The sequence below is a fragment of the Stutzerimonas sp. FeSN7 genome, from assembly GCF_030263795.1.
In the GTDB taxonomy this organism is placed as follows: Bacteria; Pseudomonadota; Gammaproteobacteria; order Pseudomonadales; family Pseudomonadaceae; genus Stutzerimonas; species Stutzerimonas stutzeri.
In genome coordinates, this window is sequence record NZ_JARPMN010000001.1 from 3,145,016 (window position 1) to 3,168,408 (window position 23,393).

General features: G+C 54.8%; 21 protein-coding genes and 2 pseudogenes. 12 read left to right on the top strand and 11 right to left on the bottom strand.

Features of this window, described 5'->3' with window-relative positions; translation table 11 throughout:
• Window positions 1-185: 185 nt before the first annotated feature.
• Window positions 186-1,217 (top strand): annotated as a pseudogene (locus P5703_RS14885) (DUF4113 domain-containing protein); the annotation flags it as partial.
• Between the two features lie 522 nt (window positions 1,218-1,739).
• Here the strand turns inward: P5703_RS14885 and P5703_RS14890 are convergent.
• Together P5703_RS14890 and P5703_RS14895 are read right to left on the bottom strand one after the other, a co-directional pair.
• Window positions 1,740-2,021, bottom strand: coding sequence for a hypothetical protein (locus P5703_RS14890; protein ID WP_041106953.1), 282 nt, complete (start codon window positions 2,019-2,021; stop codon window positions 1,740-1,742).
• 166 nt (window positions 2,022-2,187) lie between these two features.
• The gene (locus tag P5703_RS14895; protein ID WP_058179785.1) at window positions 2,188-2,421 is read right to left on the bottom strand and encodes a hypothetical protein; all 234 of its coding nucleotides are present in this window, start codon (window positions 2,419-2,421) and stop codon (window positions 2,188-2,190) included.
• 333 nt (window positions 2,422-2,754) lie between these two features.
• Between P5703_RS14895 and P5703_RS14900 the strand changes: the two genes are divergently transcribed.
• Together P5703_RS14900 and P5703_RS14905 are read left to right on the top strand one after the other, a co-directional pair.
• On the top strand, window positions 2,755-3,276 hold the full coding sequence (locus tag P5703_RS14900) for a hypothetical protein (RefSeq protein WP_285587688.1): 522 nt from the start codon (window positions 2,755-2,757) through the stop codon (window positions 3,274-3,276).
• Window positions 3,277-3,412: 136 nt separating this feature from the next.
• The gene (locus P5703_RS14905) at window positions 3,413-4,567 is read left to right on the top strand and encodes a helix-turn-helix domain-containing protein (RefSeq protein WP_058179783.1); all 1,155 of its coding nucleotides are present in this window, start codon (window positions 3,413-3,415) and stop codon (window positions 4,565-4,567) included.
• A 63-nt stretch (window positions 4,568-4,630) separates the two neighbouring features.
• Here the strand turns inward: P5703_RS14905 and P5703_RS14910 are convergent, their stop codons facing one another.
• The 4 genes from P5703_RS14910 to P5703_RS14925 form a co-directional block, all read right to left on the bottom strand.
• Window positions 4,631-5,266, bottom strand: a complete 636-nt coding sequence (locus tag P5703_RS14910; protein WP_186416025.1) for a DUF6088 family protein — start codon at window positions 5,264-5,266, stop codon at window positions 4,631-4,633.
• A 14-nt stretch (window positions 5,267-5,280) separates the two neighbouring features.
• A complete protein-coding gene (locus P5703_RS14915) occupies window positions 5,281-5,544 on the bottom strand; it encodes a BPSL0761 family protein (RefSeq protein WP_071567490.1) in 264 nt (87 codons plus the stop codon).
• Between the two features lie 66 nt (window positions 5,545-5,610).
• Complete coding sequence (locus P5703_RS14920; RefSeq protein WP_186416026.1) at window positions 5,611-7,011, bottom strand: DEAD/DEAH box helicase; 1,401 nt, start codon at window positions 7,009-7,011, stop codon at window positions 5,611-5,613.
• Window positions 7,008-7,595, bottom strand: coding sequence for a VspR family transcription factor (locus P5703_RS14925; RefSeq protein ID WP_062832656.1), 588 nt, complete (start codon window positions 7,593-7,595; stop codon window positions 7,008-7,010). The genes P5703_RS14920 and P5703_RS14925 overlap by 4 nt, the downstream gene beginning before the upstream one ends.
• A gap of 104 nt (window positions 7,596-7,699) precedes the next feature.
• Here P5703_RS14925 and P5703_RS14930 point away from each other — a divergent pair, with 104 nt between their 5' ends.
• The 5 genes from P5703_RS14930 (at window position 7,700) to P5703_RS14950 (ending at window position 14,506) form a co-directional block, all read left to right on the top strand.
• On the top strand, window positions 7,700-7,921 hold the full coding sequence (locus tag P5703_RS14930) for a helix-turn-helix domain-containing protein (RefSeq protein WP_173177978.1): 222 nt from the start codon (window positions 7,700-7,702) through the stop codon (window positions 7,919-7,921).
• A 368-nt stretch (window positions 7,922-8,289) separates the two neighbouring features.
• A complete protein-coding gene (locus tag P5703_RS14935; RefSeq protein ID WP_285587716.1) occupies window positions 8,290-11,076 on the top strand; it encodes a class I SAM-dependent DNA methyltransferase in 2,787 nt (928 codons plus the stop codon).
• Window positions 11,073-11,201: a hypothetical protein gene (locus tag P5703_RS14940; protein ID WP_256970411.1), complete on the top strand. Its 129-nt coding sequence runs from the start codon at window positions 11,073-11,075 to the stop codon at window positions 11,199-11,201. The genes P5703_RS14935 and P5703_RS14940 overlap by 4 nt, the downstream gene beginning before the upstream one ends.
• Window positions 11,194-13,305 carry a DEAD/DEAH box helicase gene (locus P5703_RS14945; protein WP_285587719.1) on the top strand — a complete coding sequence of 704 codons (2,112 nt, stop codon included), beginning with the start codon at window positions 11,194-11,196 and terminating at the stop codon, window positions 13,303-13,305. The genes P5703_RS14940 and P5703_RS14945 overlap by 8 nt, the downstream gene beginning before the upstream one ends.
• Entirely contained in the window at window positions 13,298-14,506 is a 1,209-nt protein-coding gene (locus tag P5703_RS14950) for a GIY-YIG nuclease family protein (protein WP_285587722.1), read from the top strand. The genes P5703_RS14945 and P5703_RS14950 overlap by 8 nt, the downstream gene beginning before the upstream one ends.
• 104 nt (window positions 14,507-14,610) lie before the next feature.
• On the opposite strand, the gene P5703_RS14955 is transcribed toward P5703_RS14950, so the two are convergent.
• From P5703_RS14955 to P5703_RS14975, 5 genes and pseudogenes are all read right to left on the bottom strand, one after another.
• Complete coding sequence (locus P5703_RS14955; RefSeq protein WP_285587725.1) at window positions 14,611-14,973, bottom strand: hypothetical protein; 363 nt, start codon at window positions 14,971-14,973, stop codon at window positions 14,611-14,613.
• 49 nt (window positions 14,974-15,022) lie between these two features.
• The gene (locus P5703_RS14960) at window positions 15,023-17,350 is read right to left on the bottom strand and encodes a hypothetical protein (protein ID WP_285587728.1); all 2,328 of its coding nucleotides are present in this window, start codon (window positions 17,348-17,350) and stop codon (window positions 15,023-15,025) included.
• Window positions 17,313-18,965: a hypothetical protein gene (locus P5703_RS14965; RefSeq protein WP_058179766.1), complete on the bottom strand. Its 1,653-nt coding sequence runs from the start codon at window positions 18,963-18,965 to the stop codon at window positions 17,313-17,315. Before P5703_RS14965 ends, P5703_RS14960 begins: the two co-directional genes overlap by 38 nt.
• On the bottom strand, window positions 18,962-20,050 hold the full coding sequence (locus P5703_RS14970; protein WP_228723473.1) for a tyrosine-type recombinase/integrase: 1,089 nt from the start codon (window positions 20,048-20,050) through the stop codon (window positions 18,962-18,964). Before P5703_RS14970 ends, P5703_RS14965 begins: the two co-directional genes overlap by 4 nt.
• A 313-nt stretch (window positions 20,051-20,363) precedes the next feature.
• A pseudogene (locus P5703_RS14975) lies at window positions 20,364-20,492 on the bottom strand (tRNA 2-thiocytidine(32) synthetase TtcA); the annotation flags it as partial.
• Window positions 20,493-20,625: 133 nt separating this feature from the next.
• Between P5703_RS14975 and P5703_RS14980 the strand changes: the two are divergent.
• From P5703_RS14980 to P5703_RS14995, 4 genes are all read left to right on the top strand, one after another.
• Complete coding sequence (locus P5703_RS14980; RefSeq protein ID WP_011912454.1) at window positions 20,626-21,219, top strand: DNA-J related domain-containing protein; 594 nt, start codon at window positions 20,626-20,628, stop codon at window positions 21,217-21,219.
• Between the two features lie 139 nt (window positions 21,220-21,358).
• A complete protein-coding gene (locus P5703_RS14985; protein ID WP_011912453.1) occupies window positions 21,359-21,958 on the top strand; it encodes a Yip1 family protein in 600 nt (199 codons plus the stop codon).
• 162 nt (window positions 21,959-22,120) lie between these two features.
• Entirely contained in the window at window positions 22,121-22,822 is a 702-nt protein-coding gene (locus P5703_RS14990) for a Yip1 family protein (RefSeq protein WP_011912452.1), read from the top strand.
• A gap of 63 nt (window positions 22,823-22,885) precedes the next feature.
• Window positions 22,886-23,380 carry a SprT family zinc-dependent metalloprotease gene (locus P5703_RS14995; protein ID WP_014596121.1) on the top strand — a complete coding sequence of 165 codons (495 nt, stop codon included), beginning with the start codon at window positions 22,886-22,888 and terminating at the stop codon, window positions 23,378-23,380.
• The last annotated feature ends 13 nt before the right edge of the window (window positions 23,381-23,393 follow it).

Here is a 23,393-nt window from a genome sequence, read left to right on the forward strand (position 1 = left end):
CGAGGTCTGTCCGACCAGCCAATAACGTCAGACAGATCTGTTTTCTCCATCGTCGACAATTAGGGCGCACCGGCACCAGCCGGTTCCAAGCTAAAGGACAGATCGGATGATGCGAGGAAAACCCCGCTGTCATTACAGGCCTGGACCCGCCCCTGCAAGTCGTTCTTGATTTTCCATTCCACATAAATGGCGACATGAGTCAGCGGGTGATGACCATCCTCGAGGGGATGGCTCCGGTGCTTGAGGTGTACAGCATTGATGAAGCGTTCGCCGACCTGACCGGTATGCCTGGCAGTTTGGAGAGGTTGGGGCGGGAGATGCGTGCACGGGTGCTGCGCTGCACTGGCATCCCGGTGGGGGTGGGCATTGCCCAGACCAAGACCTTGGCCAAGCTGGCCAATCGTGCGGCGAAGCTATGGCAACGGCAGACCGGTGGGGTCGTGGACATCCGAAAGCCCGAAAAGCGCAACAGGCTCCTGCAGGTGATGGATGTCAGCGAGGTCTGGGGCATCGGCCGGCAGATGACCGCCCACCTGGCCGACATGAACATTCGTACTGCCTGGGATCTTGCCCAGGCCGACGCCTGGACACTGCGCAGCAAGTTCTCGGTAGTGGTGGAGAAGACGGCCCGTGAACTGCGCGGCACATCCTGCCTGGCGCTCGAGGAGCAAGTACCGCCGAAGCAAGAGATCTGCTGCAGCCGGATGTTCGGCAAGCGTTTGCATGAACTGCCGCCGATCCGCGAAGCGGTGGCCTCCTACACCGCTCGGGCTTGTGAAAAGCTGCGCGCGCAGCGCTCCCTGTGCAAGAAGGTACGGATCAGCATTCGCACTGGCATGTTCAACCCGGACGAGCCGAAGTTCACCAAGGGCATTATCTGTGAGTTGCCCTATCCGACCGACGATACCCGACTGATAACCAAGGCCGCCTCCGCAGGGCTGGAACTGATCTTCCGGGCCGGCTTTGCATTCAGTAAGGCGGAGATCCTGTTGCTCGATCTGCGCCAGCGTGGCGAGTTCACCGATGACCTGTTCGTCGCGACACCGCCGATGGCTGCCGAGCGGGTGATGGGGGTGATGGATGCGATCAATGCACGATGGGGGCGTGGAACGATGCGACCTGCAGGGGTGCCGGCGAAACCGGACTGGGGCATGCGGCGGGAGATGATGAGCCCGAGCTATACGACGCGGATTGATCAGTTATGGACGGTAACGTAAGGGCTTGAGGCGGCTTACCCTGGAAGAGACAGGTGCCGGCCAAGAGCTGCCCGAGTGCGAACTGACTCGATCTAGTTGACTCAAGCGTTCATTGCCCCAGAGCAATCAGCGAGGCGTGGACTGACTGACGGCTGTTGCGGCTCTATGATGAAACCTGCCTGATATCCAACACGACCCAGACCTCATACCCTTTCTCCCGTGCTGCTTTCTCGGCCTCGAGTTGGGCAGCGAGAGTACTGATGGAACGGGAGCGGTGCTCGAAGCGGAATGGCGAACCACCGTTCTTACGCACGCTCAATTCAACGAGTGTGACGGTAGAGTGCTGTTTGGGTATGGGCTGCTGCGATTTCGAAGGCGCGAGGTCTAGGCCAAGCGCGCGCCGCATCTCGACTTCAGTGAGTTTTGCGTCAGTCAAGCGAGATCCCTAGAGCGATTGCGGGTGACGCCATTGTACCGAGAAGTCGTGCTGACATGGCCTGAGTTCGATGCTGGCGAGCCAATAACCTCAACTCTGCGATATGGCTACGAATCACCAAAGTAGTCATCGCGGGCGACTAGTCCGAATGGGCGCTCCTCGCAGGGCTGCTCATCGCTGAACAGATTCTGCGTGCGGCGCTCCTGCTTCAAAAACGCTAGTGCCGCGAAAAAGCAGCTTTCGCATAGATTGACTCGATAGCGTTCGCCATCATGCCCTGCGCCATAGCCCCAGAGCGCCTGAAGCGTCCCGAACTGCTCGCCGTACCCCGGCACCCTCGTACTGGTAGCGCATACATCGCAAATGGTGTCTTTATGGCTCTCTGTCACCGGGCAGACCTCATCTTCGTATTAAAGAGAGTAACCGAGGGCACTGCGCAACGGAGCGTCTTTTGCCAATTCTCCAGCCCCGCTGCGTTAGCTCAAGCATGGTCTGGTGCGCCATGCCAGCGGTGGATATAGCAGGTCTTCGACAGATGCGGTTGGCGTTGGTTCGTCATGGTTGTCCGCTGCACGTTTCTTGCGTTGCCGGCGGCGACCACCCCATTCCCTCTTCGAGGATCGGATGGCTTTCACTAACGACGATCAACGGTTTGTTCCGATTCTCCAGCGCGAACATGGCGATGGAGCCTTCGACGTCCACCGCCGGCACCTCCCCCTGTGGGTCAAGCCTGCCAACCCAGACATATTGCCGGGTCTCCAAACATGCGAGGTAATACGAAATACCCATGTTTCCTCCGAATTTGAATCAAGTCTATTACTGTGCCAATCCGGAACGGGAGGCGGTACTGCCGCAAACATCAAATGTTATCGCCAGTGCATTTTTAACCCAGGTGCCGACGCTATTCTGCCCTATCCCAGCAGTCTGAAAGCGAAATTCTACAACTCGTTTGGTGCTCGAAACTGGGTCAATGAAATTCCGGTATGTGGGTGGAAAATGCACAGGCGGCAACACGCATGCTGCAACGTCCTCTCGGTCTCCCTTCGCGACGTGTGCTTCTTGTTTTTTAACCTCAATTGAGGAAGAATAACCGGAAGTCACCGTTGCGTTAGGAGTCCTCAGATGCAGGCTTGCCAGGTATTCAGCGATCAGGATGAAATCGCCGCCCGTCTTGAACAGTTGGGTCTGGAGCGCGAGCCACTGCGTGAGGCTATCAATCAAGCTCACCTACAGCGGGTTCGCCTGACTCCTAACCATCCCAGCATTTTTCCCGGCCTTGAAATGTGGGGCTGGTTGGTAGGAGCGGTGCGCGATCAGCTGCGCCCACTAGGGTGGGTCGCGCATGAACAGTCGAACTACCCGCTTACCGTTCACTCGGCGCTCAATCTCGCGATTGCGGTCGCATCGGGGGATAGCTATGTTGGAAATCTGCTGGGGATGCCGAGCAGCCGATCCAGGAAGGGTAAAAATACAGTTGATGCTGTTGAGCGGAATTGCCAGTTCGACATGTTTGCTGACTTGCTGCCCGATCCGGAGGAGCTGCCTGAATCAGGCCCTCATGAGACCTGGATCCTGCTCCACCACACCGACACGGTGAAGAAGGAAATCCGCATCGAGCTCTCACGTCCATCGGGAATGGGGTAAAGGCGGCAAGATCAATTTCTGGTCTGAACGCATCATGCTTGGCACCCTTGCTCTTGATGATGATTTCTTTGAGGTTACCTCCCCAGGCGGTCCGGATATCGACATCGAAATTCGCCGTAAAAGCTCGTGATAGATCATGTTTAATCCACAACGATTTGCGCTCGCCCGTCGCCGGCGAGGTATGAAAAAGCGTGAGCTTGCCACTCATATAGGAGTAACGGAGCGATCGGTCTCCGGCTACGAGAGTGGCACGCAGGAGCCTGAGCCTGGAACCCTGGCAAAAATCGCTAAAACGCTTCGGTTCCCCGAAGCGTTTTTCTTTGGTGATGATCCTGAGGTGCCAACGCCGGATGTTGCCAGTTTCCGGTCGCTCTCAAAGATGACTGCTGGCCTTAGGGATTCAGCTCTCGGTGCAGGCGCAATTGCGCTCCTGCTGAATGACTGGATCGAGCAACGTTTCGATTTGCCAGAGCCGGATCTTCCGGACCTGGGGTCCGAACGCGCTGCACTGACGAATTTTGAGGCGCTCGATAAGCTGGAACTATCAAGCAGTGCCCAAGCGCCAGAGGCCGCTGCGGAGATGCTGAGGGCACACTGGGGTTTAGGTGAGCAGCCGGTTAAGAACATGATTGCGCTTCTTGAGTCGAAAGGCGTTCGTGTCTACTCACTTGCAATTGATGCAAAGGAGGTCGACGCGTTCTCGATGTGGAGTGGCGGCCGCCCCTTTATGTTCTTGAATACCTTCAAGTCGGCCGAGCGTTGCCGCTTTGACGCAGCTCATGAATTAGGACATTTGGTTATGCACCAGCATGCCCACCCACAAGGACCTGATTTAGAGCGTGAGGCGAATGCCTTTGCGTCGGCTTTTCTAATGCCACGTGCAAGCGTTCTAGCGATGGCTCCACGTTCGATCACTATCAAAAGCCTCATCAAATACAAGAAGCTCTGGTCCGTTTCTGTGGCAGCCTTAAATTACCGACTTCATAGCCTGGGGCTTTCCACGGAGTGGGCTTACCGAACGCTGTGTATTCAGATTGCTCAAGAGGGCTATCGCACCGAAGAGCCGGAATCTATTGCTCATGAGCGGTCAGTGATCCTGGAGAAGATTTTCGCCGCGTTACGTGCAGATGGGGTTGGGAAAGCTGGCGTCGCGGGAGAACTGGCAATCAGTCCTGAGGAGATCAATGAATTGACGTTCGGATTGATGTTGAACGTGTTGAAGGGGCAGAGCGCTAACCCCTCCGACTCTGGCGGGAAATCAGGTGCCCATCTTCGTTTGGTCAAGGGGTGAAGGGATGCCGCCGATGTCGCTTGGCCGGACTCGGCCAGCAACGGAGACCTGCCTGACAGAGCGTTAAGGAGCAGGCGTGTTGACGGTGTGTATGCGCGCTGACAGCTCCAACGCCATGCGCATCCATTTCGGCATTTTGCAGGCCATTAATGTGGTTAGGTCTTCAGGCCTGAGCACCTTCTTGATCGCGGCAATGCATTCCGGGGTCGAGCCGTCTTTACCGAGATAAAATAGCGCGCTGATAGCCGTCCCTACCTCGGTCCCGGCACGCTGCATGACCATTGGTTCCGCATGTACCAACCGGACCTCAGCCTTCCCCATAAAAAATGATCGGCTGGGTCCGCTGGTGTAATAGATCGGAATGAGCGGCATCTGGGTGCTCAGTCCAAACAACCTGACCGCATGAGCGCCATGAATCTGTAGAACATGGCGGTGCTGCCTAGCGATCAAGCTCACTACTTCCCATACATTTGGGCGAACCCGTGCAACGTATCGACTGGATTTCGGGCGCATGTAAATTCCTCGATGCACCCGTTCAAGTTCGCCTTGGCTGACCAGCCGAGCTACTGCCCTGGATATGGCACCACGCGCTCCAAGCTCCGCAAAGCGGCTGATGCAGAAGGGTTTCCCTTTGGGTAAGCGCTTGACCCGTTGCGCAATGCGGGTGGATACCGACAGAGCAAAATCAGTGCTGGACATTGCGGCTCTCATTTCTATCGCGTGAAGTCCAATGACGAGCTGAACAGCGGCTGATGGAAAGCGATCACCCGCCGTCGATATTCATCATCTGGTGCATCGCTCACCAGGCACTCTTCAAGGCGCCCCAACGAGAGGATCTGGTCGGCCGACGGATAGTGCCTAAGCAGGCTTTTCGCATAGCTGCGGATATCCTGGGGCAGTTCAGAGTCGCGAGAGAGCTCTCGCAGGAACTCTTCGGTTTTGATGACACTGCGGGTTCTTTCGCGGGGAAGGGTCAATGCGGTTATCTCCTGATTCAGTCAACCACGTCTGCCGACGCTTGAATTCTGTCCCCCATACAAGCATCAAAAGCAAGCCAGCAACTGTTGCCGGTAGTGCTTGGAAAAGCTGACCAGATGGTTTGGCTCAGCGGCAGAGCCCCCCAGGGATAAGGTGCATGTAGCACCTGCCCCAATTACCTGCGCAATGCCACTTCCATTACTGTCATCCAGGACATCGATATTGCCAGCAGCCCCAATCCAGCCAGATATTGAACCTGAAGTGGAGGCTGGCATCTCTACCTCGTTCAGCACTGCCAGGTCATCCGGCAGATCATCTGCAATTCTCTCTGCCAAGCACTGCAGTGTCGGCTCCGCTAACATGAATAGCCACGCCTGAATATCGAGCTCGCCTGTGCGCCGAAGCACTCGCCCCAGCACTTGTCGGTAATGCAGCTCAGTGCGGATGCGGCTGAGGTAGCAGCACACCTGGAGTCGGGGAATGTCCGTGCCTTCGCTGATCATTCCAACTGCGATAATCCAACGGCAGGCGCTGTGTCTGAACGCATTGATAACCTGCTGCGCAGCCGGGGTTTTGTTGGTCACGATGCGGCAACCTTCACCCAGGGTTTCCAGGGCCAAGGCAATTTGCTGGGCGTGCTCGATGTCGGTGGCAACCACTAAGCCTGCCGCATCAGGCTTGATCAGGCGAAGCTCATCCAGCTTGCTGCACCCGAGACCGAGTAACTGGTCAATCACCTCGTCATGGCGCAACAGCTCTTCGTAGGTGACAGGGGACTCCCCCAATAGTTTGGCAATGCTGGGAAACATCCTGACAGTGCTCTCCGTGTCCAGCTCCTCGGTAAGTATCACCTTCTGGTTGTCGAGCAGGACAATGCGAGGGGAACGGCACACACCATCAGCAATGGCCTCTTTCAATCCGTAGCGGTAGTCGCAGATCAGGTACCCCTCGGGCGTCGAGTAGCGGGCCAGGGCAATGGCCCGGTCGTCCGAACGCCATGGGGTGCCGGAGAGGGCCAAGGTGAAGGCTGCCCTGTCCTGTATCCGCTGAAGAATCTGTTGGCCCCAGGCGTTACTCAGAAGTACATCGTGGCCGGCGCAGTGGTGGATTTCGTCGAAAACCACGAACACACGGTAGTCATCGAGGAGTCGCCAGAACGTCTCATCTCGGTATTCCATGGCTTGATAGGTGAACGCCGCCCCAACTGCGCCGAGTTGGCCGTCCAAGCGTCTGCCGAGCACCGCAGCAAAGGACGAGCGAAAGCCCTCGACAACTTGGCAGGATGGTGCGAAGCAGAGCACCAGATCGATCCGGTCCTGCTCAAGCAGCCTGCTGGCCAGCTCTGCCGCCATACGCGTCTTACCGGCACCCGGCGTTGCCTGGCAGAAGAAGTGCGGCGTGGCAGTAAAGTGCTCCAGTGCCGCGTCGATGCAGCGGCGTTGCCAGTTTCGCAGCAGTGTGGTCATCGTGCGGAGGCAAGCGTCTTGAGTGTCTTCTCGATGGCGCGAAGATGGCCCAGCAGGCGCGAGCTTCGGTCTCTAGCTTCCAGGTACTCGCCTTCGACCTTATCCCGGAGATGCGGCATATCATCGAGGAGCAGCTTGTATCGCTCCGCCTCGCCCATCGATGCGAGGAAGTCCAGCCTGATTTCCTTGAGGAGCGCCTCCAGGTGCTGATCCGCATCGACTGATGGTTGCGGCACCGCCGCATTATCGAACGCTGACGGCTCCTGCTCTGGCTCACAAGCAGTCTTATGGCTGTTCTCGAACCCGTTGTCGATCAGCTCCAATTGCAGATGTGCCGGAATCGGCTGCAAGTGGTAGACCTGTCCCCGCGAACGGCGCTCTTCATCGAGCACAACCCAACCCATGCGCAGCATTCGGCGGATCTGCTCATACACATAGCGGCGCACATCACCGATACGGAAAGTCATGCCATCCAGGCGCTTGGCATAGGCATCACGCAGTTCACGCGTCGTGAACCTTGAACGCCCTTCCTCCTGAAGCAGCTCATACAGACGCCTGTCGAAGGTAAACGAGGCCGATTTCATTGAGGCACCAGAAGAGTTAACGCAGAGGAAATGCGGATTATAATCCGTGGCTCCTACGTCCGCAAACACACGATAGTGCCGCCTCAACTGGAATTGAGACGGTCATGGATAAGTTGGCGAAGGCGTTAGGGGAACGCATCCGGACGCAGAGAAAGGCTTGCCGGATTTCTCAGGATGCTCTAGCGCTGGCCTGCAGTATGGACCGTAGCTATATGGGGCGAATCGAGCGTGGCGAAGTAAACATCACCGTCGAGAAGCTGTATCGAATCGCAAGCGAGCTCGCTTGCGATCCATCCTGCCTTCTGCCTCGGTTGTCAGAGCTGTAGCTCCGCGTCTGATCGAGAGCGGTGTTCAAGAAGGCCTGACCAGTCCGGGCCGAACTTCGCTCTCGGATGGCCCCTGCAACTGCAGACAACACTTGGAGGTCTGCGGCTTTTTCGCATTACAGAAGCGCCTTCCTTTATCATCCCCGGCATCGTGTAGTGGTTGATTTCCCGGTCACTGGCTCAGGGCGCTCAGATGTCGCTGCCGATGGCATTAGGCATGCGTCAACGCTTCTGAGCAGAGCTGAGTTGCCGATGCTGACGCCAGGCCGACAGAGCAGCATGTGCCGGCCGGGAGGTAGCCATTACCCAAAAATTTAGTGGCTAAAATCGCCGCATTCGCGCATCAGCGATCTGGATAGTGGTAAACCATGAATGCAGTAGAAATTGAGTCCGCCATTTCGGACCTGGCCCTTGAGCCCTTTGACGCGGTGGAGTTTCCGTTCACCTTCCTGGCCGCATTCGGCAATAAGGAAACCGCTCTCAAGCGGCTGCGCGCCGGCAACAACAACGCCTCGGACGTACCTCGCGGCGTACTACTGCGCAGCAACATTCATATCGCCACCTGCGAGCCCGGCAGCGTGGGCGATACGCTCAAGGCATTGCGTGCCAGCCCGGCCACCGCAAAAGCCAAGGCCAAATTCATCCTCGCTACCGACGGACAAACGCTGGAGGCCGAGGAGCTGATCACGGGTGAAACCATCACCTGCGACTATCCAGACCTTCCCAACCATTTCGGCTTCCTGCTGCCGCTGGCCGGCATCTCCACCATCAAGGAGATCAAGGACAACCCCATCGACGTGCGCGCCACGAGCCGCTTGAACAAGCTGTACGTCGAGTTGCTGAATGAAAACCCAGACTGGGCCAAAGCCGAACGCCGCCATGACATGAACCACTTTATGGCGCGGCTGATTTTCTGCTTCTTTGCCGAAGACACCGACATCTTCACTGGCGATGGTCTGTTTACCAAGACGGTTGAGCAGTTCAGCGAACGCGACGGCTCCAACACCCACCAAGTGCTGTCGGAAATCTTCCGCGCCATGAACATCAAGCTGGCCGAGCGCACCACCGCTCAGCCGCGCCTGCCCAGTTGGGCCAACACCTTCCCTTATGTGAATGGCGGTTTGTTCTCCGGCAGTACCGAAGTGCCACGCTTCACGCGCATGGCGCGCACCTACCTGCTGCACGCTGGCAACCTCAACTGGCAAAAAATCAACCCAGACATCTTCGGCAGCATGATCCAGGCCGTAGCCGATGATGAAGAGCGTGGCGCACTCGGCATGCACTACACCAGCGTGCCCAACATCCTCAAGGTGCTGAATCCTCTGTTTCTGGATGATCTGCGTGCGCAACTTGAAGCAGCCGGTGAAAATAAAGCCAAGCTGCTGAACCTGCGCAAGCGCATGGCGCACATCCGTGTGTTTGACCCTGCCTGCGGGTCCGGCAACTTCCTGGTTATCGCCTACAAGCAGATGCGCGAGATTGAAGCCGAGATCAATCGCCGCCGAGGCGAGGCCAACAATAAATCGGAAATCCCTCTGACCAATTTTCGCGGCATCGAACTGCGCGACTTTCCGGCAGAGATTGCCCGTCTGGCGCTGATCATCGCCGAATTTCAGTGCGATGTGCTGTATCGCGGCCAGCAGGATGCGCTGGCGGAGTTTCTGCCTCTGGATGCGCAGAACTGGATCGTTTGCGGCAATGCGCTGCGGCTGGACTGGCTGAGCATCTGCCCGCCAACGGGAACAGGTGTGAGAGTGCTCGCCGATGACTTATTTGGCACGCCTCTCAATCAGACAGAAATTGATTTCGAGAACGAAGGTGGGGAAACGTATATCTGCGGGAATCCGCCGTATCTTGGCTCACGGGATCAGAAGGACGAACAAAAGGCTGACTTGCAGACTCTTTTCGATAGGCGAATCCAGAACTGGAAGTCGCTCGATTATGTTGCCGGCTGGTTCATTAAGGCCGCTGATTACGGCACCAAAACCCGCTCTGCTGCGGCTTTCGTGTCCACCAACTCCATTTGCCAGGGTCTGCAAGTTCCAATCCTGTGGCCGGAGATATTTGCCAGTGGCCGCCAAATCGAGTTTGCCCACACATCCTTTCGTTGGACCAATCTTGCCAGCCACAATGCAGGTGTGACTGTAGTCATCATTGGCATCACAACGCAGCCACGCAATCCGAGGCGCTTGTTCTCTCTGGACGACTCGGGACAGACCATCGAACGCCAATGTGCGCATATCAATGCATATCTGGCGGTAGGCGATAGTGTCATTGTGGATAAGACTAGCCAGCCCCTGGGTACGCAGAGTGAGATGACTTTTGGAAATACTCCAATAGATGGCGGTCATTTGCTGCTCTCGCGGGACGAACGCGACGCCCTGCAACTCACACCTGCTCAGCAAGGCCGATTTATTCGCCGGATTTATGGCTCCGCTGAGTTCATTCGCGGCCTGGAGCGTTACTGTCTGTGGATCGAAGATCAGCACTTGGCTGAAGCACAAACGATCCATCCTATTGCTCAACGTCTTCGTGATGTGCGCAATATGCGACTCAACGGTGGGAAGACAGCAAGGGACATCGCTGAAAGACCACACCAATTCCAAAGAATGTACTTCGGCAAGCATTCAACGCTTATTGTCCCTAGCGTCTCCTCCGAAACTCGCGCGTATCTGCCCTGCGGTTATGCGCCTGCCGGGACTATCGTTTCCAATCTCGCCTTCGCCCTCTACGATGCTCCGCTCTGGAACATGGCCCTGATTGCTTCCCGCTTGCACTTAGTCTGGATCGGCACTGTCTGCGGAAAAATGAAAACTGACTTTCGCTACTCGAACACTCTTGGCTGGAACACCTTCCCAGTGCCGCTACTCACCGAGCAGAACAAGGCGGACCTGACGCGCTGCGCCGAGGACATTCTCCTGGCCCGCGAAGCCCACTTCCCCGCCACCATCGCCGATCTGTACGCCCCGGACGCCATGCCGGCCAACCTGCGCCGCGCCCACGAGCGAAATGATGAAGTCTTGGAGCGCATCTATATCGGTCGCCGTTTTAAAAACGACACCGAGCGACTGGAAAAGCTGTTTGACCTCTACACCAAGATGACAGCAGACACAGCGAAAGCCGCGCCGAAAAAGCCACGAGGGAACAAGGCATGAGCGATACCCTTGCTAACCTGACCACGCCCCCCGAAGGCTACGGCGAGTGGTTAGCTGATCTCAAAGGCCGCATCCACAATGCCCAGGCGACGGTACTCTCATGGAGGAAGAATCACAGTGACTAACACTACCAACCCGACCAACAGCTACACGGTGCCGTCGGTATCCATTGCTACCGCGCACACTGGGGCATCCAGCAAGGCCAATGAGCTGGGCATGCGTACCATGCAGGAACGCGCCTATACCAAGCGCGGCGAACAGTATCTGCTGATCAAATCCCCACCAGCATCTGGAAAGTCCCGCGCCCTGATGTTTATCGCCTTGGACAAGCTCCATAACCAAGGACTGCAACAGGCCATCGTCGTAGTGCCGGAGCGTTCCATTGGCGGCAGCTTTGCCGATGAGCCGCTGAGCCAACATGGCTTCTATTGGGACTGGCAAGTAGCCCCACAGTGGAACCTGTGCAATGCCCCTGGCATCGATGAGCCGCGTGTGGCCAAGTCCAAGGTTGATGCCGTACGCGCCTTCCTGATCAGCGGCGAAAAGGTGCTGGTCTGCACCCATGCCACCTTCCGCTTTGCCGTGGAAGAGTTAGGCATCGACGCTTTCGACAACCGCCTGATTGCCATCGACGAGTTCCACCACGTTTCCGCCAATCCAGACAACAAACTGGGCAGCCAACTGAGCGCGTTTATCAACCGCGACAAGGTGCATCTGGTTGCCATGACCGGCTCCTACTTCCGTGGTGACAGCGAGGCCGTGCTGGCACCGTCGGAAGAGAACAAGTTTGAGACGGTGACGTACACCTACTACGAGCAGCTCAACGGCTATCGCTGGCTCAAGTCGCTGGATATTGGCTACTTCTTCTACACCGGGAGGTATGTGGATGCAGTCGCCAAGGTCCTGGACCCGGCGCTGAAAACCATCGTCCACATTCCAAACGTAAATGCCCGTGAGAGCCTCAAAGACAAGGAGCGCGAGGTCAACGAGATCATGAGCTCGCTGGGCGATTGGCAGGGTGTCGACCCGGCGACCGGCTTCCACCTGATCAAAGCCAAGGACGGCCGCACGCTGAAAGTGGCAGACCTAGTGGATGACAGCGACGCGGCCAGACGCTCCAAAGTTCTCGGCGCACTGAAAGATCCGGCACAGAAGAACAACCGCGACAACGTGGATGTGATCATCGCACTGGGTATGGCGAAGGAAGGCTTTGACTGGATCTGGTGCGAGCATGCGCTGACCATCGGCTACCGTTCAAGCCTAACCGAGATCGTGCAGATCATTGGCCGTGCCACGCGGGATGCCGAGGGTAAGGAGCGCTCGCGCTTCACCAACCTGATCGCCGAGCCCACAGCTGATCAAGCTGCTGTAGCCGAAGCGGTGAACGATATGCTCAAGGCCATTTCCGCCAGCCTGCTGATGGAGCAGGTGCTGGCCCCACGTTATGAGTTCACCCCGAAAGATACCGGGCCGAAAGAAGGCTTCAATTATGGGCCGGAGGGGTATCAAACGGGTGGCACCAATCTGGGTGTGAATGAGACCACGGGCCAGTTCCATGTCGAGATCAATGGCCTGACCACACCGCAAAGCACAGAAGCCACGCGCATCTGCAAGGAAGATTTGAACGAAGTAGTAACCAGCTTCCTGCAGGACAAAACCGTGCTGGAGCGCGGTCTATTCGATAAGGAAAATACCTTGCCTGAGGAGCTGACCCAGCTGCGCATGGGCAAGATCGTGCGCGAGCGTTATCCCGACTTGAGCGACGTCGACCAGGAAGCCATCCGCCAACACGCCATCGCGGCCATGAACATTACCCAACAGGCCAAACTGGCTTTGGCGCAGGCAGATGCAAACGGTAGCGATAACGTGCAAGGCAGTACCGCACTGCTGGATGGCGTGCGCAAGTTCGTTAACGTGCGCGAGCTGGACATTGATCTGATCGACCGCATCAACCCCTTCGATGCCGCCTATGCGGTACTGGCGAAGGCGATGGATGAAAAATCCCTTCGCCAGGTGCAGGCAAGCATTGCTGCCAAGAAGGTGAGCATTCCCGAAGATGAAGCACGAGAACTGGCAAAACGTGCTCTGCAGTTCAAGAACGAGCGTGGCCGCCTGCCCGACATAAACTCTGCTGATGCCTGGGAAAAGCGCATGGCCGAAGGTGTAGCTGCGTTGGCACGCTACCGCGCCCGGGCCAAAGCGGCACAGGGGGAATCCGCCAATGGCTGATATGAACGATGACGACCTGCTGGATGCGTTGGGGGTAGAAGTCCCCACGCTCAAGACAACCACTCGAACCCCTCGCGAAGAACGCATCATCGCTGGCTTCGAGGACATTCAGCGCTTCTACCAGACCCACCGCCGCGCCCCACTGCATGGCGAAGACCGCGACATCTTCGAGCGCTTGTATGCCGTACGCCTGGATCAGCTGCGCAAGCTGCCGGAGGCACAAACCCTACTGGCCGGCCTGGATAGTCACGGCCTACTGTCAGGCAGTGCGGTCGCCGCTGTAAATGTGGATGACCTGGATGAGGACGCCTTGCTCGCCGAGCTGGGCATAGGCAGTGAGTCCGTCGACCAGGACGATATCACAGTGCTGCGACATGTGCGTTCCAGCGCGGCAATCAAGGCGGCAGAAGAAATTGCCGCTCGAAACCCATGTAAAGACTTCGAGAAGTTCAAGCCACTGTTTGATGAGGTGGAATCGGGCCTCAAGAAGAAATTGTGGGTAACCAAGCCCTTTGGCAAGAACGCGAGCATCGAGGCCGGGGACTTCTTCATTTTGAGCGGACTCATTGCCTATGTCGCCGAGGTGGGCGATACCTACAAGACGCCGAATGCGGAGATGAATGGGCGCTTGCGCGTCATCTACTCAAATGAGACGGAAAGCGATCTGCTATTACGATCCTTGCAGCGGGCGCTCTACAAAGACAGTGACGGGCGTGCCGGATCTCGGCTTATCAAGGTAGATTCCGGCCCGCTGTTCAGCGACATAACCGAGCCGGACGACATCGAGACTGGCACTATCTATGTGCTGCGCAGCCAGTCCAGCCACCCATTCGTATCCAAACACCGTGAGCTGATCCACAAGATTGGCGTGACCGGTGGCAAGGTGGAAACCCGCATCGCGGCGGCTGCGAAAGATGCCACCTACCTGCTGGCTGATGTGGAGGTGGTCGCCACTTACAAGTTGCACAACCTGAACCGCACTAGGCTGGAAAATATCTTCCACCGCCTATTCAGCGCAGCGCAGCTGGACTTGACCATCGAAGACCGCTTCGGCCATCCGGTGAAACCTAGGGAGTGGTTCCTAGCGCCGCTGCATGTGATCGACGAGGCGATTGAGCGCATTCGGGATGGGTCAATTACCGATTTTGCATATGACCCGCAAACGGCTCGCTTGGTCAGCGAAGGCGCAATTAAAGCGTGATGATCATATCCGGGCGAAAGCAGGTCTTCTCTCCCGGATACCCCCCTCGGATAGCAAAACACGCGTGTGCCCAACACGTCATAGTCGAGGCGGTATGCGAAATTTTAGCTATTGTGTATCTCTTCAGGCCTTTTCTTAACCAAGGCATAGAGATCCAGGTTGGGAATGGCATTGGCGTTCAAAAGCATCCTCTCAATCATGCGCAGTTGCTCTGCATTATTTCTTTTGAGAACCGCAACCTCAGCCTTCAGATGCTCTATCTGCTCCACTAACTTTACTTCAGAAGCAGTTATCTTTGTGTAAAGGGAAGGCGTTGCGCCACGAAGTTCAGCTTTTTTGTTCTTATAATACGTATTGATACCCACATAAGTGCAGAGGGTTTGCCTAGTTGTTTTTATGCCAAGCTCAAGTTCAACCTTAGTCACCAGAGCATCCCACGTCAGCTTACCTACCCACTTAGCCAACATTATCTCTATCTTACGCTGCTGCTGAGCTGATATTTTTGGGACTACCACATCACACCTCGCCTTCAGACAGACCGAAAGAGGATAAAAGAGAGCGCAACTCGGGATTAGCATCAGATGCTGTTCTGGCAGTCTTATCTTCAATAATACCCTTCAGGCGAGCCTCAAAATCCGGTAGGGCACACGCGACCTTTGTAATGATCTTGGTATTTAGATCGGTCAAACTGAACTCAGAGTTTTTATTTGAGTAACGAATCATCGTTCCGACAGGCTTACTTTTCATCAAATCATTCAGCATGGATAGAATATGGGTATTTCGCGAGTGAATTAGATACCACTGCCTCATTGCCTGGGAGTTTGGTAAGCGTGGATCACACGCTACCGATTCTAATCTCAAAGTTTGAAACGATAAATCTTTCTCAAAAAACTCGATTGTCTTCACATCGCCTGCTATGTGACACGTCTCCGGACACATGAAGCACTGCGAGACGAAATCGTTTAAATAATTGCAAGGCGTCACATTAAGATTTTGAGTACAAAGACCGGTGGAGGTGACAGATGCCGGCAGGTTGGTGGTTTGTGTCAGTTGATCTTGGGAAACGACTCGAATATCCCGCCTGTCGATATCTGGCGGATTCAATATCGCACTCACACGACTGGCTTTCTCGTCGTGAGTCGTATGAATATAAGTATGAGTTTGCTCAGAACTCTTTCTGCCCGACCAAGCTGTGATTATTTCTACTGGAATGCTACTTAGATCCGCAAGGGTGTTCGACAAGTGGCGAAGACTATGCGGCCTGAGACTTAACTCTGACGAAAATCCGTAACTCTGAAAAATCGATAATTTGGTGCAGGAATGTCCAGTTAATCGAGGGATAACTGAGGCGCCTAGCGAGGCTAATGGCACCACCATATAGTTTGTCTTTTGAAATGTATTCCCCCCACTCCCAAACCCCTTGGACGCCCCATAAAACCAACTCCCCAAGAAACAGAACATCGCATCTTTCAGGTTAATACTTGACTCTCCGTTTGAAAATGAGAGCGGAAATTCCGGCAGCAGCACGTTCCTATAAAAGGACACCCACCACTCTTGTACCTCTCCGACGGTGATGGTGAGCTTATCGGTAAATATTTCCGGCATAGCAGTGTAACCGAATAAGTAGGGTAGACTTGCAAAAGACGTACGCCCAATTCGCGATACAGATAATTTATCTTGATGCCGTAACGAATAAATTTGTTTACCCTCAAAGAATCGGCCTCTATGAGCATGGTAGGTGTAAGTCAGATCAGCACTTTCCTTGAGAACAGGAACGCAATCATCGACTCCATAAAAACCTAATGCATAACCCAATGTAAAAAGATTGGGTTGCTGTGTTAAGGACAAATTCCGAGCTCGTACTGGTGCAATCTCGAACTCCCCAAGCAATGCCTTTAAACTCTGATTCGGGTTTTCATAGAAACGACACAGTACCCTTGCCGGTTCGGATGCTTTATAAAAAAAGTTCAGAGCTTTCGTGATTGGCTCAACCAGGGCAGCCAGCATGTGATTCTTGTTGTTCCCGTATCCCTTGCTTCCAATCCAGTCTAGGTAATAGACCGGCTCTCCATTGCTTTCAGAGTAAGAATGTAGTCGCTGTTTAGGCAGAAGAGGTATTTCCGCAGTTGTCCGATTGGGTGATGCCAGTGAAAGCAGCGCAAAAGTCACAACCAAGGCATCATGTATATTTATCTCTTCACCAGGACTCAACGAGCCCTGTTCATCCACATGCTCAAATACACTTGAGAAAATGGCGCCTAGGGCAAGCACAGTTTCGATATCCGGAAGCTTCTCTAGCGTATTATCAAAGAGGGCATGCCCTGTCCTGTCTCTATTATCACTTCCCTTTAGGTCGATTTTTTTCATAACCCCCTTGTCAGAGCAGAACGCGAGAAACGATCGCAAGCGGTCAGATGACTTAGCCCCCAAATTAAGGCTGCGGATTGTAGAATCTGTTTGGGCATAGAGATCGCCATCCATGAGCGTTAACAACTTCCTAACTACTGACATACGAGCTTTTTTCTCGCCGGCAGATAAAGGTGTATTTGTTGTTTCTATAATCCATACCTTTATCAGGTGGTTATAGGGGTAAGGAAGGCTGTCTGTCGGTCGATTGCCGGCGTTGCCTCTTCCCTTACGCCCATGTACTCCGCACAAGTATCTAATTCGGCGACCAGTATTAGGGTCCACGTGGTACCAAACCAGATCATCAAACTCCGCTTTCTTGCCGCCTGGCCCTTCAAATTGCCCTAGTTCGGCCTTGCGATACTCGCCGGTGAGTCGCTCCAATCGGTCAATGTATTTGTTAAGCATCGAGCGCACGCTGCCTTGCGAGTTCTTCATCACAAACCACAATAGTCAGCTTCACCCACACGATCTGCCTCTCCATTTTTTCGATGCTGCGGGTGTAAAGAGGATTGATTAAGGAGCTGCGGTTTGCCGCAAGCTTGTCTTCCACGCCTCTCAAAACTGACCTATGATCAGCCTCGAGTATCGGGCGAAAATTTGGGCATCCATAGCACCCAAACGGCCTCCCCAATAATGTAGAGCAGGTAGCGCATGTACGCTTGTTACGTGCCCCACCAACAGCGTTGAAATTGTTGTCGACTATGACTTCATCGGCTTCCGGAGCAATAGTTACCGTACCGCTAAATGCCTTCTTCAGAAACTCATTACCGGTATATTTTAAGTCAATCTCTCGCCTCGACTTGTAGTCCAAGTCTATGTAGTGCCTTGCAGCTGGAACGGTAACACCGGTAATCCTGGCCAATTGAACGGCGGGTAGTCCATCTTGAGCTCCTCGAGTTAGTACGGTATGACGAATCCGGTTGGAAGTGGCTATGCAGTCGGCGACTCGATCAGAGGTAACCCGAGTATGTCTTAAGGCATTTGTAATTGAACTCTCCGACATGTGGTAAGCAGTAGAGATTGGCGTAAACAGTTTTTTGAACAAATCTAAAGAATCAAATCTCAAGTTAAAAAGACCGACATCGGGAAACATGGGCATATCACGCATTAGGCTCAAGAGCTCAGATTGATCAACCTCGATCTTTGCTGACTCCATCAGTAGCGTGAGCCCTTGAAAGATCAGCTTCTTATAGTCGCCGAGAGTCTTTGAGATGTCTTCGGAAAGATATATCGGATAACGCTCTGGACATTCTCGCGGAAAGAGCATTCCGCTTGACTTAGCGATAAAAACTCTAAGCTGTAATGTTTGCCCCCCCACTGTGCCAATTTCATCCGCAGCGTGAATTCTCGCGTCGTGAAAGCTTGCACCGGTGGGAATCAGATCTGACCATTTTTGGATAGAAATTTGAATCGGCCGTCTCACAATGGAGAGCAACAGTTTGCTAGTAACACGATTCTTTATATCACCATAGAGGGTTGATGACTGATAGAAGGAAAGGTCTCTATCAGCGGCCCAATCGAACTCCTGTAGATCTTCATTGAGTTGCTTTGCTAACGAGTCAAACTCAATATCGCTTAATGCCCCCCTGGAAGGATCAAGAGTATTGATTTTTCTCTTATCTAAATGGGCACTTGTATATTTGTGATACTCTTCAAACCGTTCATAACCTTGCTTGGAGAGAGTCCCAAAGAACTGATTGAGCCCCTTCTTATTGTTTGTTTTCAACCCACTCCAAAACGTTTTAACACTAGCTAACGAGGGAATACCATTCATCACAAACGGCTTTACATTACAAACTATACCTGATGCTGTACTCGCAGCCATGGTTCGAACATAATGCACAAACACATTCAGAATTAATTCTCGATCATCATCAGATATATTCGATGAGCGGACCCAGTCAACGCAAACCACTTTCCCCTTTCCATTGTACGGAAGTATCACCCATACATCATCCGAGGTATTAACCATCAAGCCAGACTTAGCCGTAACCAATGAATTTACTTTCTTTTGAGGCTTAAGTGCTTTCCGTTTTTTCTCTCGAGTCATTTTTTTTGATCCACTCGACGCTGATGTGCTTTTGATATTTCTCTAGCCTTCAGCGCAATTCGTTTTTCATTATAATTTTCATTCTGTCTCGAATTGTGCGACCATCCCATCGCATATTTTCTACTATCCTCAAGCAAAGCTGGATTGACCCCGAGCAACTCTCCCTTTTTATCAAATACTTCATTCCATTTGTGACGCAACAAATGAGGATGCACATGAAAGCCCAGCGCCCTGGAAAGCTTCCGAAAAACTGCATTTATTGCTTTCAACGAAAGGGGCTGCCCCGCAGTACCTTTAGAGTCATTTTCACTGACAAACACGAAATCATGAAATTTTGCACGAGGAAAGACAGCACGAATGTTGTCAATATAAAACTTAACCTTCTCCAACAAACTTGGATCAACCGTAGCGTAGTGTGCTTTTGTCTTTTGATCAGGTTTTTCAGCGCGCGGATCTGTAGGGTCGTTTCCGGACCGATAGATAGATATCTGATCGTACTCCCCCCAAAAATGGAAGTCTGAAACCTTCAACTTTGCTAGTGCACCTCTTCTGATGCCACCTTGGACTAGCAAATTGACAATCAGATAATTTCTCACCCTGGATGCTTTAAAGGGATTATTAGGAGATGACGGCATCACCATCTCCAAGAACTTTAAGAAAACGTCATCCGGAATCACCGACTCCTCAGGATCGCCGACTTGTTGAGTAACGTTCTTGCCAAGGGAATCTTCATCCAACTTAATCTTTGAAATCAGATAGTTAAATTTTTTGTTTGTTTTATCGTCAACATCCTGCACTTCGTGAAACTGATCGAACAGCCATAAAAGAAACTTCCGAAGTCGCCTGACGCGACCTTGTAAGGTTTCGCCAGATACCGTTGCCATACCTTTCTGATTGGCAACAATGATATTCCTCAGATGTTTATCATTTATATCTATAACCTTAACATTTAAACTCTCTTCACAAAAACCCTTACTTAAGCAACATCTGTCATAAAACTGCATGTACTCTTTATGCGTGATAAACCTACCCGATGCAACTCGCGCGGGCAGGTCAATATTTTTTTCCGAAAAGTACTGCAGCATAAACAACAGTTCATTTGCGTACCTAAAACGCGTATTGGCCGACTTAGCAGACAAAGCGCCATTGAGATAGCAGGAAACATACGGATCAATAGGGCAACCCGCTTCGTCCACTATCGATACGAAGGGCAACGAATTGAATTGGTATCGCCTGAGCTTCATGATTGACAAAATAGCTAGTCCAATAACCATTTAGTTACAAACTAGCCCCCAAACGAGTTCTGTCAAGCGAGAGGGAGGGAAGAGCGACGGATAGTGGGGCTTACGGACAATGCCTACGGGTTTATAGGCTTTACAAAAAGTTCGTTGTTTATACCTTGCCGCCGGACAGGCAGACCATGACCTTGTCGCCATCCTCGATCATGTTGAAGTCGGTGACGGCCTCGCCGGCGAGGCGGCGCAGGCGCTTCTGCAGTTTGTTCTGGTTGACCGAGAGGTTGCCCATGTCAGGTGTCCGGGTGAGATGCGAAAACCGCGCATTTTACGCGCAAAGCAGACCCGACCGCAGCCCGTTCGCCGTGTGGCCGATGTGAACCAGCCCTGACCCGCCGTTGCTGGCCCTGTGCTAGTCTCGGCCGATGGACGACCTCTCCCCCGCACTGGATCTGCCAGACCATCTGCTTCTGCTGTTGCAGGAAAAGCCCGAGGGCCGCAGCGAATACGAGCTGATCCAACAGCTCAAGCGACGGCACAGCACGCACGTGCCCAATTTGCCGCTGACCGACAAGCTGGTGCTTTTCCGCACGCATTTCCTGGTGTTCAACGCGTTGTACCTGCTGCGCGACCGGCTGTGGGCCGAGGGCAGCGGGCATCTGCAGATCAGCCCCCTGCATATCCAGTTGCTGCCCTATGCCAGTGCAGCCGCCGGGCTCGCCGAACAGGACGCGTTGCGCGAGTACTACCTGGACCTCAGCAACCTGCGCGACACCGATGAGGACGATGTAGAACGCCTGCTCGCAAGCTTCTGGACGCGCATGCAGGGCAGCGACGAGAAGCGTGCGGCACTCGAGCTGTTCGAGCTGGACCGCTCGCCCCAGCCGCTCACGCTGGAGCTGATCAAGCATCGCTACCGACAGCTGGTGAGCCTGCATCATCCCGATCGCGGCGGCAGCACCCAGCGTCTGCAGTCGATCAATCTGGCCATGGAAATACTCGCGCGCTATTACCGCTGACCGCATAGCTCCGAAACGCTCTAATCGGGCTAATGCATCCACGAGCCGCATTCCTATACTGCGACATAAGGTCGCACGCGCCGTCCTCGATGACGACCGCCAGGCGAAGCGACCCTCCATAAGCAGAGGAGACGCTGGCATGATCCATCACGTTTGGGGTTTGTTCACCCACCCTGGTCAGGAGTGGAACGAAATCCGTGGCGAGGAAGAGACCGTCAGCCACATGTATCTGACCCATGTGCTGCTGCTTGCGGCAATCCCGGCTGTGTCGGCCTACATCGGCGCGACCCAGGTGGGCTGGAGCATCGGCGGTGGAGAGCCGGTCAAGCTGACGCAGGCCAGTTGCATGCAGCTGGCGATACTCTCCTACTTCGCGATGCTGGCCGGTGTGGCGGTAATGGGCGGTTTCATCCACTGGATGGCGCGCACCTACGACGCCAACCCGACGCTTACGCAGTGCATCGTATTCGCCGCGTACACCGCGACACCGCTGTTCATCGGCGGGCTCGCCGGCCTCTACCCGCACCTGTGGCTCGGGATGCTGGTGGGCACCGCGGCGGTCTGCTACACGGCCTACCTGCTCTACGTTGGCTTGCCGAAGTTCATGAACATCCCGGAAGACGAGGGTTTCATGTTCTCCAGCTCGGTGCTTGCCGTGGGGCTGGTGGTGCTTGTGGCCATCATCGCGCTGTCGGTCATCACCTGGGGCATGGGCATCGGCCCCGTTTACGTGCGCTGAGCCGCTGCGCTTGATCAGGCCGCCTTCGGGCGGCCTTTTTCGTACTCGCCAAGGGAGCGCGACGAAACGACAGGGAAACCCTCGCCGCATCTGCCGTTCTAAAGCCATAACGCCGCTGGCGACTCGTAGCGCAGCGGCCCTCAAGGCAGACGGAGACTCGGTATGATCCCGCACTTTTTCACATTGCTTACCCGCCCCGACAAGGCGTGGACCGACATTCGCCGCGACGAGGAGAAGAACAGCTCCAACTACCTTGTCCATCTGCTGCTCTGGGCATTGCTGCCTGCCATCTGCATGTTCATCGGCACCCGCTACGTCGGCTGGAGCCTGGTGGAAAACGAACGCATCTGGCTCGACACCCGCAGCGCGTTCCAGCTGAGCCTGCTGATCTATCTGACGATCATCCTCGGCACCTTCATCATGGGCTTCTTCCTGCGCTGGATGTCGCGGACCTTCGACGCCCGCCCCACATTCAACCAGTGTGTCGGCTTCACCGCCTACGTCATCACGCCATTCTTCCTCGCCGGGCTTGGCGCGCTCTACCCGACGCGCTGGATCGCCATCCTGGTGATCGTGGCCGCGGGGGTCTACTCGACCTACCTGCTCTTTGTCGGCCTGCCGAAATTCATGCGTATCGACAACCGCAACACCTTTCTCTACGGCGCCTGTACCTGGGCTGTCGGGCTGCTGGTGCTGGTCAACCTGAAGGTGCCGATGATCCTGTTCTGGCTGCAGGTGCTGGAGCCCACCTATGAGCGCAATACGCCGGAAAACCAGAGCTACGGCTTCGAGGAGAATCGCCCGCAGGACGAACCGGGCGGTCTGGACAACGAACGCCGATTCAACGAACGACCGAACGAGTGACCAACGAGACTGCTAGGCCCCGAGGCGCTTTGGCATAATGCGGCGCTCCCAGGAGTTGTCTCAATGCCCGAGCGTCTCAATGCCCGCGTCGAAGCCTGCTACGCGCTGGCCGAGCAATTTTTCAAGCGCCGCTTCCCCCGCCCCGAGGTGAGCCTGAAGTTGCGCGGCCAGAAGGCCGGCGTGGCTCACCTGCAGCAGAATCTGCTGCGTTTCAACGAACAGCTCTACCGCGAGAACACCGAACACTTCCTGCGCCAGACCGTGGCTCATGAGGTGGCGCACCTGGTGGCGCATCAGATGTTCGGCGCACGGATTCAGCCCCACGGTGAGGAATGGCAACTGATCATGCGCGGTGTCTACGAGCTGCCACCGGATCGCTGCCACACCTATGCGATACGCCGCCGCGTCGGCACACGCTACGTCTATCGCTGCAGCTGCGCCGATCAGGATTTCGCCTTCACGCCGCAGCGCCATGCGCTGGTCGCCAAGGGGCGGCGCTACTACTGTCGGCGCTGCAAGACGACGCTGTCGTTCACTGGCGAACAGCGCCGCGAATGAAGCCGTCGCGGCT

Bases quoted from the DNA above. Each gene is read 5' to 3' on its own strand.
- P5703_RS14895 (WP_058179785.1), bottom strand. From the start codon at position 2,421: ATGGGTATTTCGTATTACCTCGCATGTTTGGAGACCCGGCAATATGTC.
- P5703_RS14900 (WP_285587688.1), top strand. From the start codon at position 2,755: ATGCAGGCTTGCCAGGTATTCAGCGATCAGGATGAAATCGCCGCCCGT.
- P5703_RS14905 (WP_058179783.1), top strand. From the start codon at position 3,413: ATGTTTAATCCACAACGATTTGCGCTCGCCCGTCGCCGGCGAGGTATG.
- P5703_RS14910 (WP_186416025.1), bottom strand. From the start codon at position 5,266: ATGTCCAGCACTGATTTTGCTCTGTCGGTATCCACCCGCATTGCGCAA.
- P5703_RS14920 (WP_186416026.1), bottom strand. From the start codon at position 7,011: ATGACCACACTGCTGCGAAACTGGCAACGCCGCTGCATCGACGCGGCA.
- P5703_RS14925 (WP_062832656.1), bottom strand. From the start codon at position 7,595: ATGAAATCGGCCTCGTTTACCTTCGACAGGCGTCTGTATGAGCTGCTT.
- P5703_RS14930 (WP_173177978.1), top strand. From the start codon at position 7,700: ATGGATAAGTTGGCGAAGGCGTTAGGGGAACGCATCCGGACGCAGAGA.
- P5703_RS14935 (WP_285587716.1), top strand. From the start codon at position 8,290: ATGAATGCAGTAGAAATTGAGTCCGCCATTTCGGACCTGGCCCTTGAG.
- P5703_RS14940 (WP_256970411.1), top strand. From the start codon at position 11,073: ATGAGCGATACCCTTGCTAACCTGACCACGCCCCCCGAAGGCTACGGC.
- P5703_RS14950 (WP_285587722.1), top strand. From the start codon at position 13,298: ATGGCTGATATGAACGATGACGACCTGCTGGATGCGTTGGGGGTAGAA.
- P5703_RS14955 (WP_285587725.1), bottom strand. From the start codon at position 14,973: ATGTTGGCTAAGTGGGTAGGTAAGCTGACGTGGGATGCTCTGGTGACT.
- P5703_RS14960 (WP_285587728.1), bottom strand. From the start codon at position 17,350: ATGAAGAACTCGCAAGGCAGCGTGCGCTCGATGCTTAACAAATACATT.
- P5703_RS14965 (WP_058179766.1), bottom strand. From the start codon at position 18,965: ATGACTCGAGAGAAAAAACGGAAAGCACTTAAGCCTCAAAAGAAAGTA.
- P5703_RS14970 (WP_228723473.1), bottom strand. From the start codon at position 20,050: ATGCTGCAGTACTTTTCGGAAAAAAATATTGACCTGCCCGCGCGAGTT.
- P5703_RS14980 (WP_011912454.1), top strand. From the start codon at position 20,626: ATGGACGACCTCTCCCCCGCACTGGATCTGCCAGACCATCTGCTTCTG.
- P5703_RS14985 (WP_011912453.1), top strand. From the start codon at position 21,359: ATGATCCATCACGTTTGGGGTTTGTTCACCCACCCTGGTCAGGAGTGG.
- P5703_RS14990 (WP_011912452.1), top strand. From the start codon at position 22,121: ATGATCCCGCACTTTTTCACATTGCTTACCCGCCCCGACAAGGCGTGG.
- P5703_RS14995 (WP_014596121.1), top strand. From the start codon at position 22,886: ATGCCCGAGCGTCTCAATGCCCGCGTCGAAGCCTGCTACGCGCTGGCC.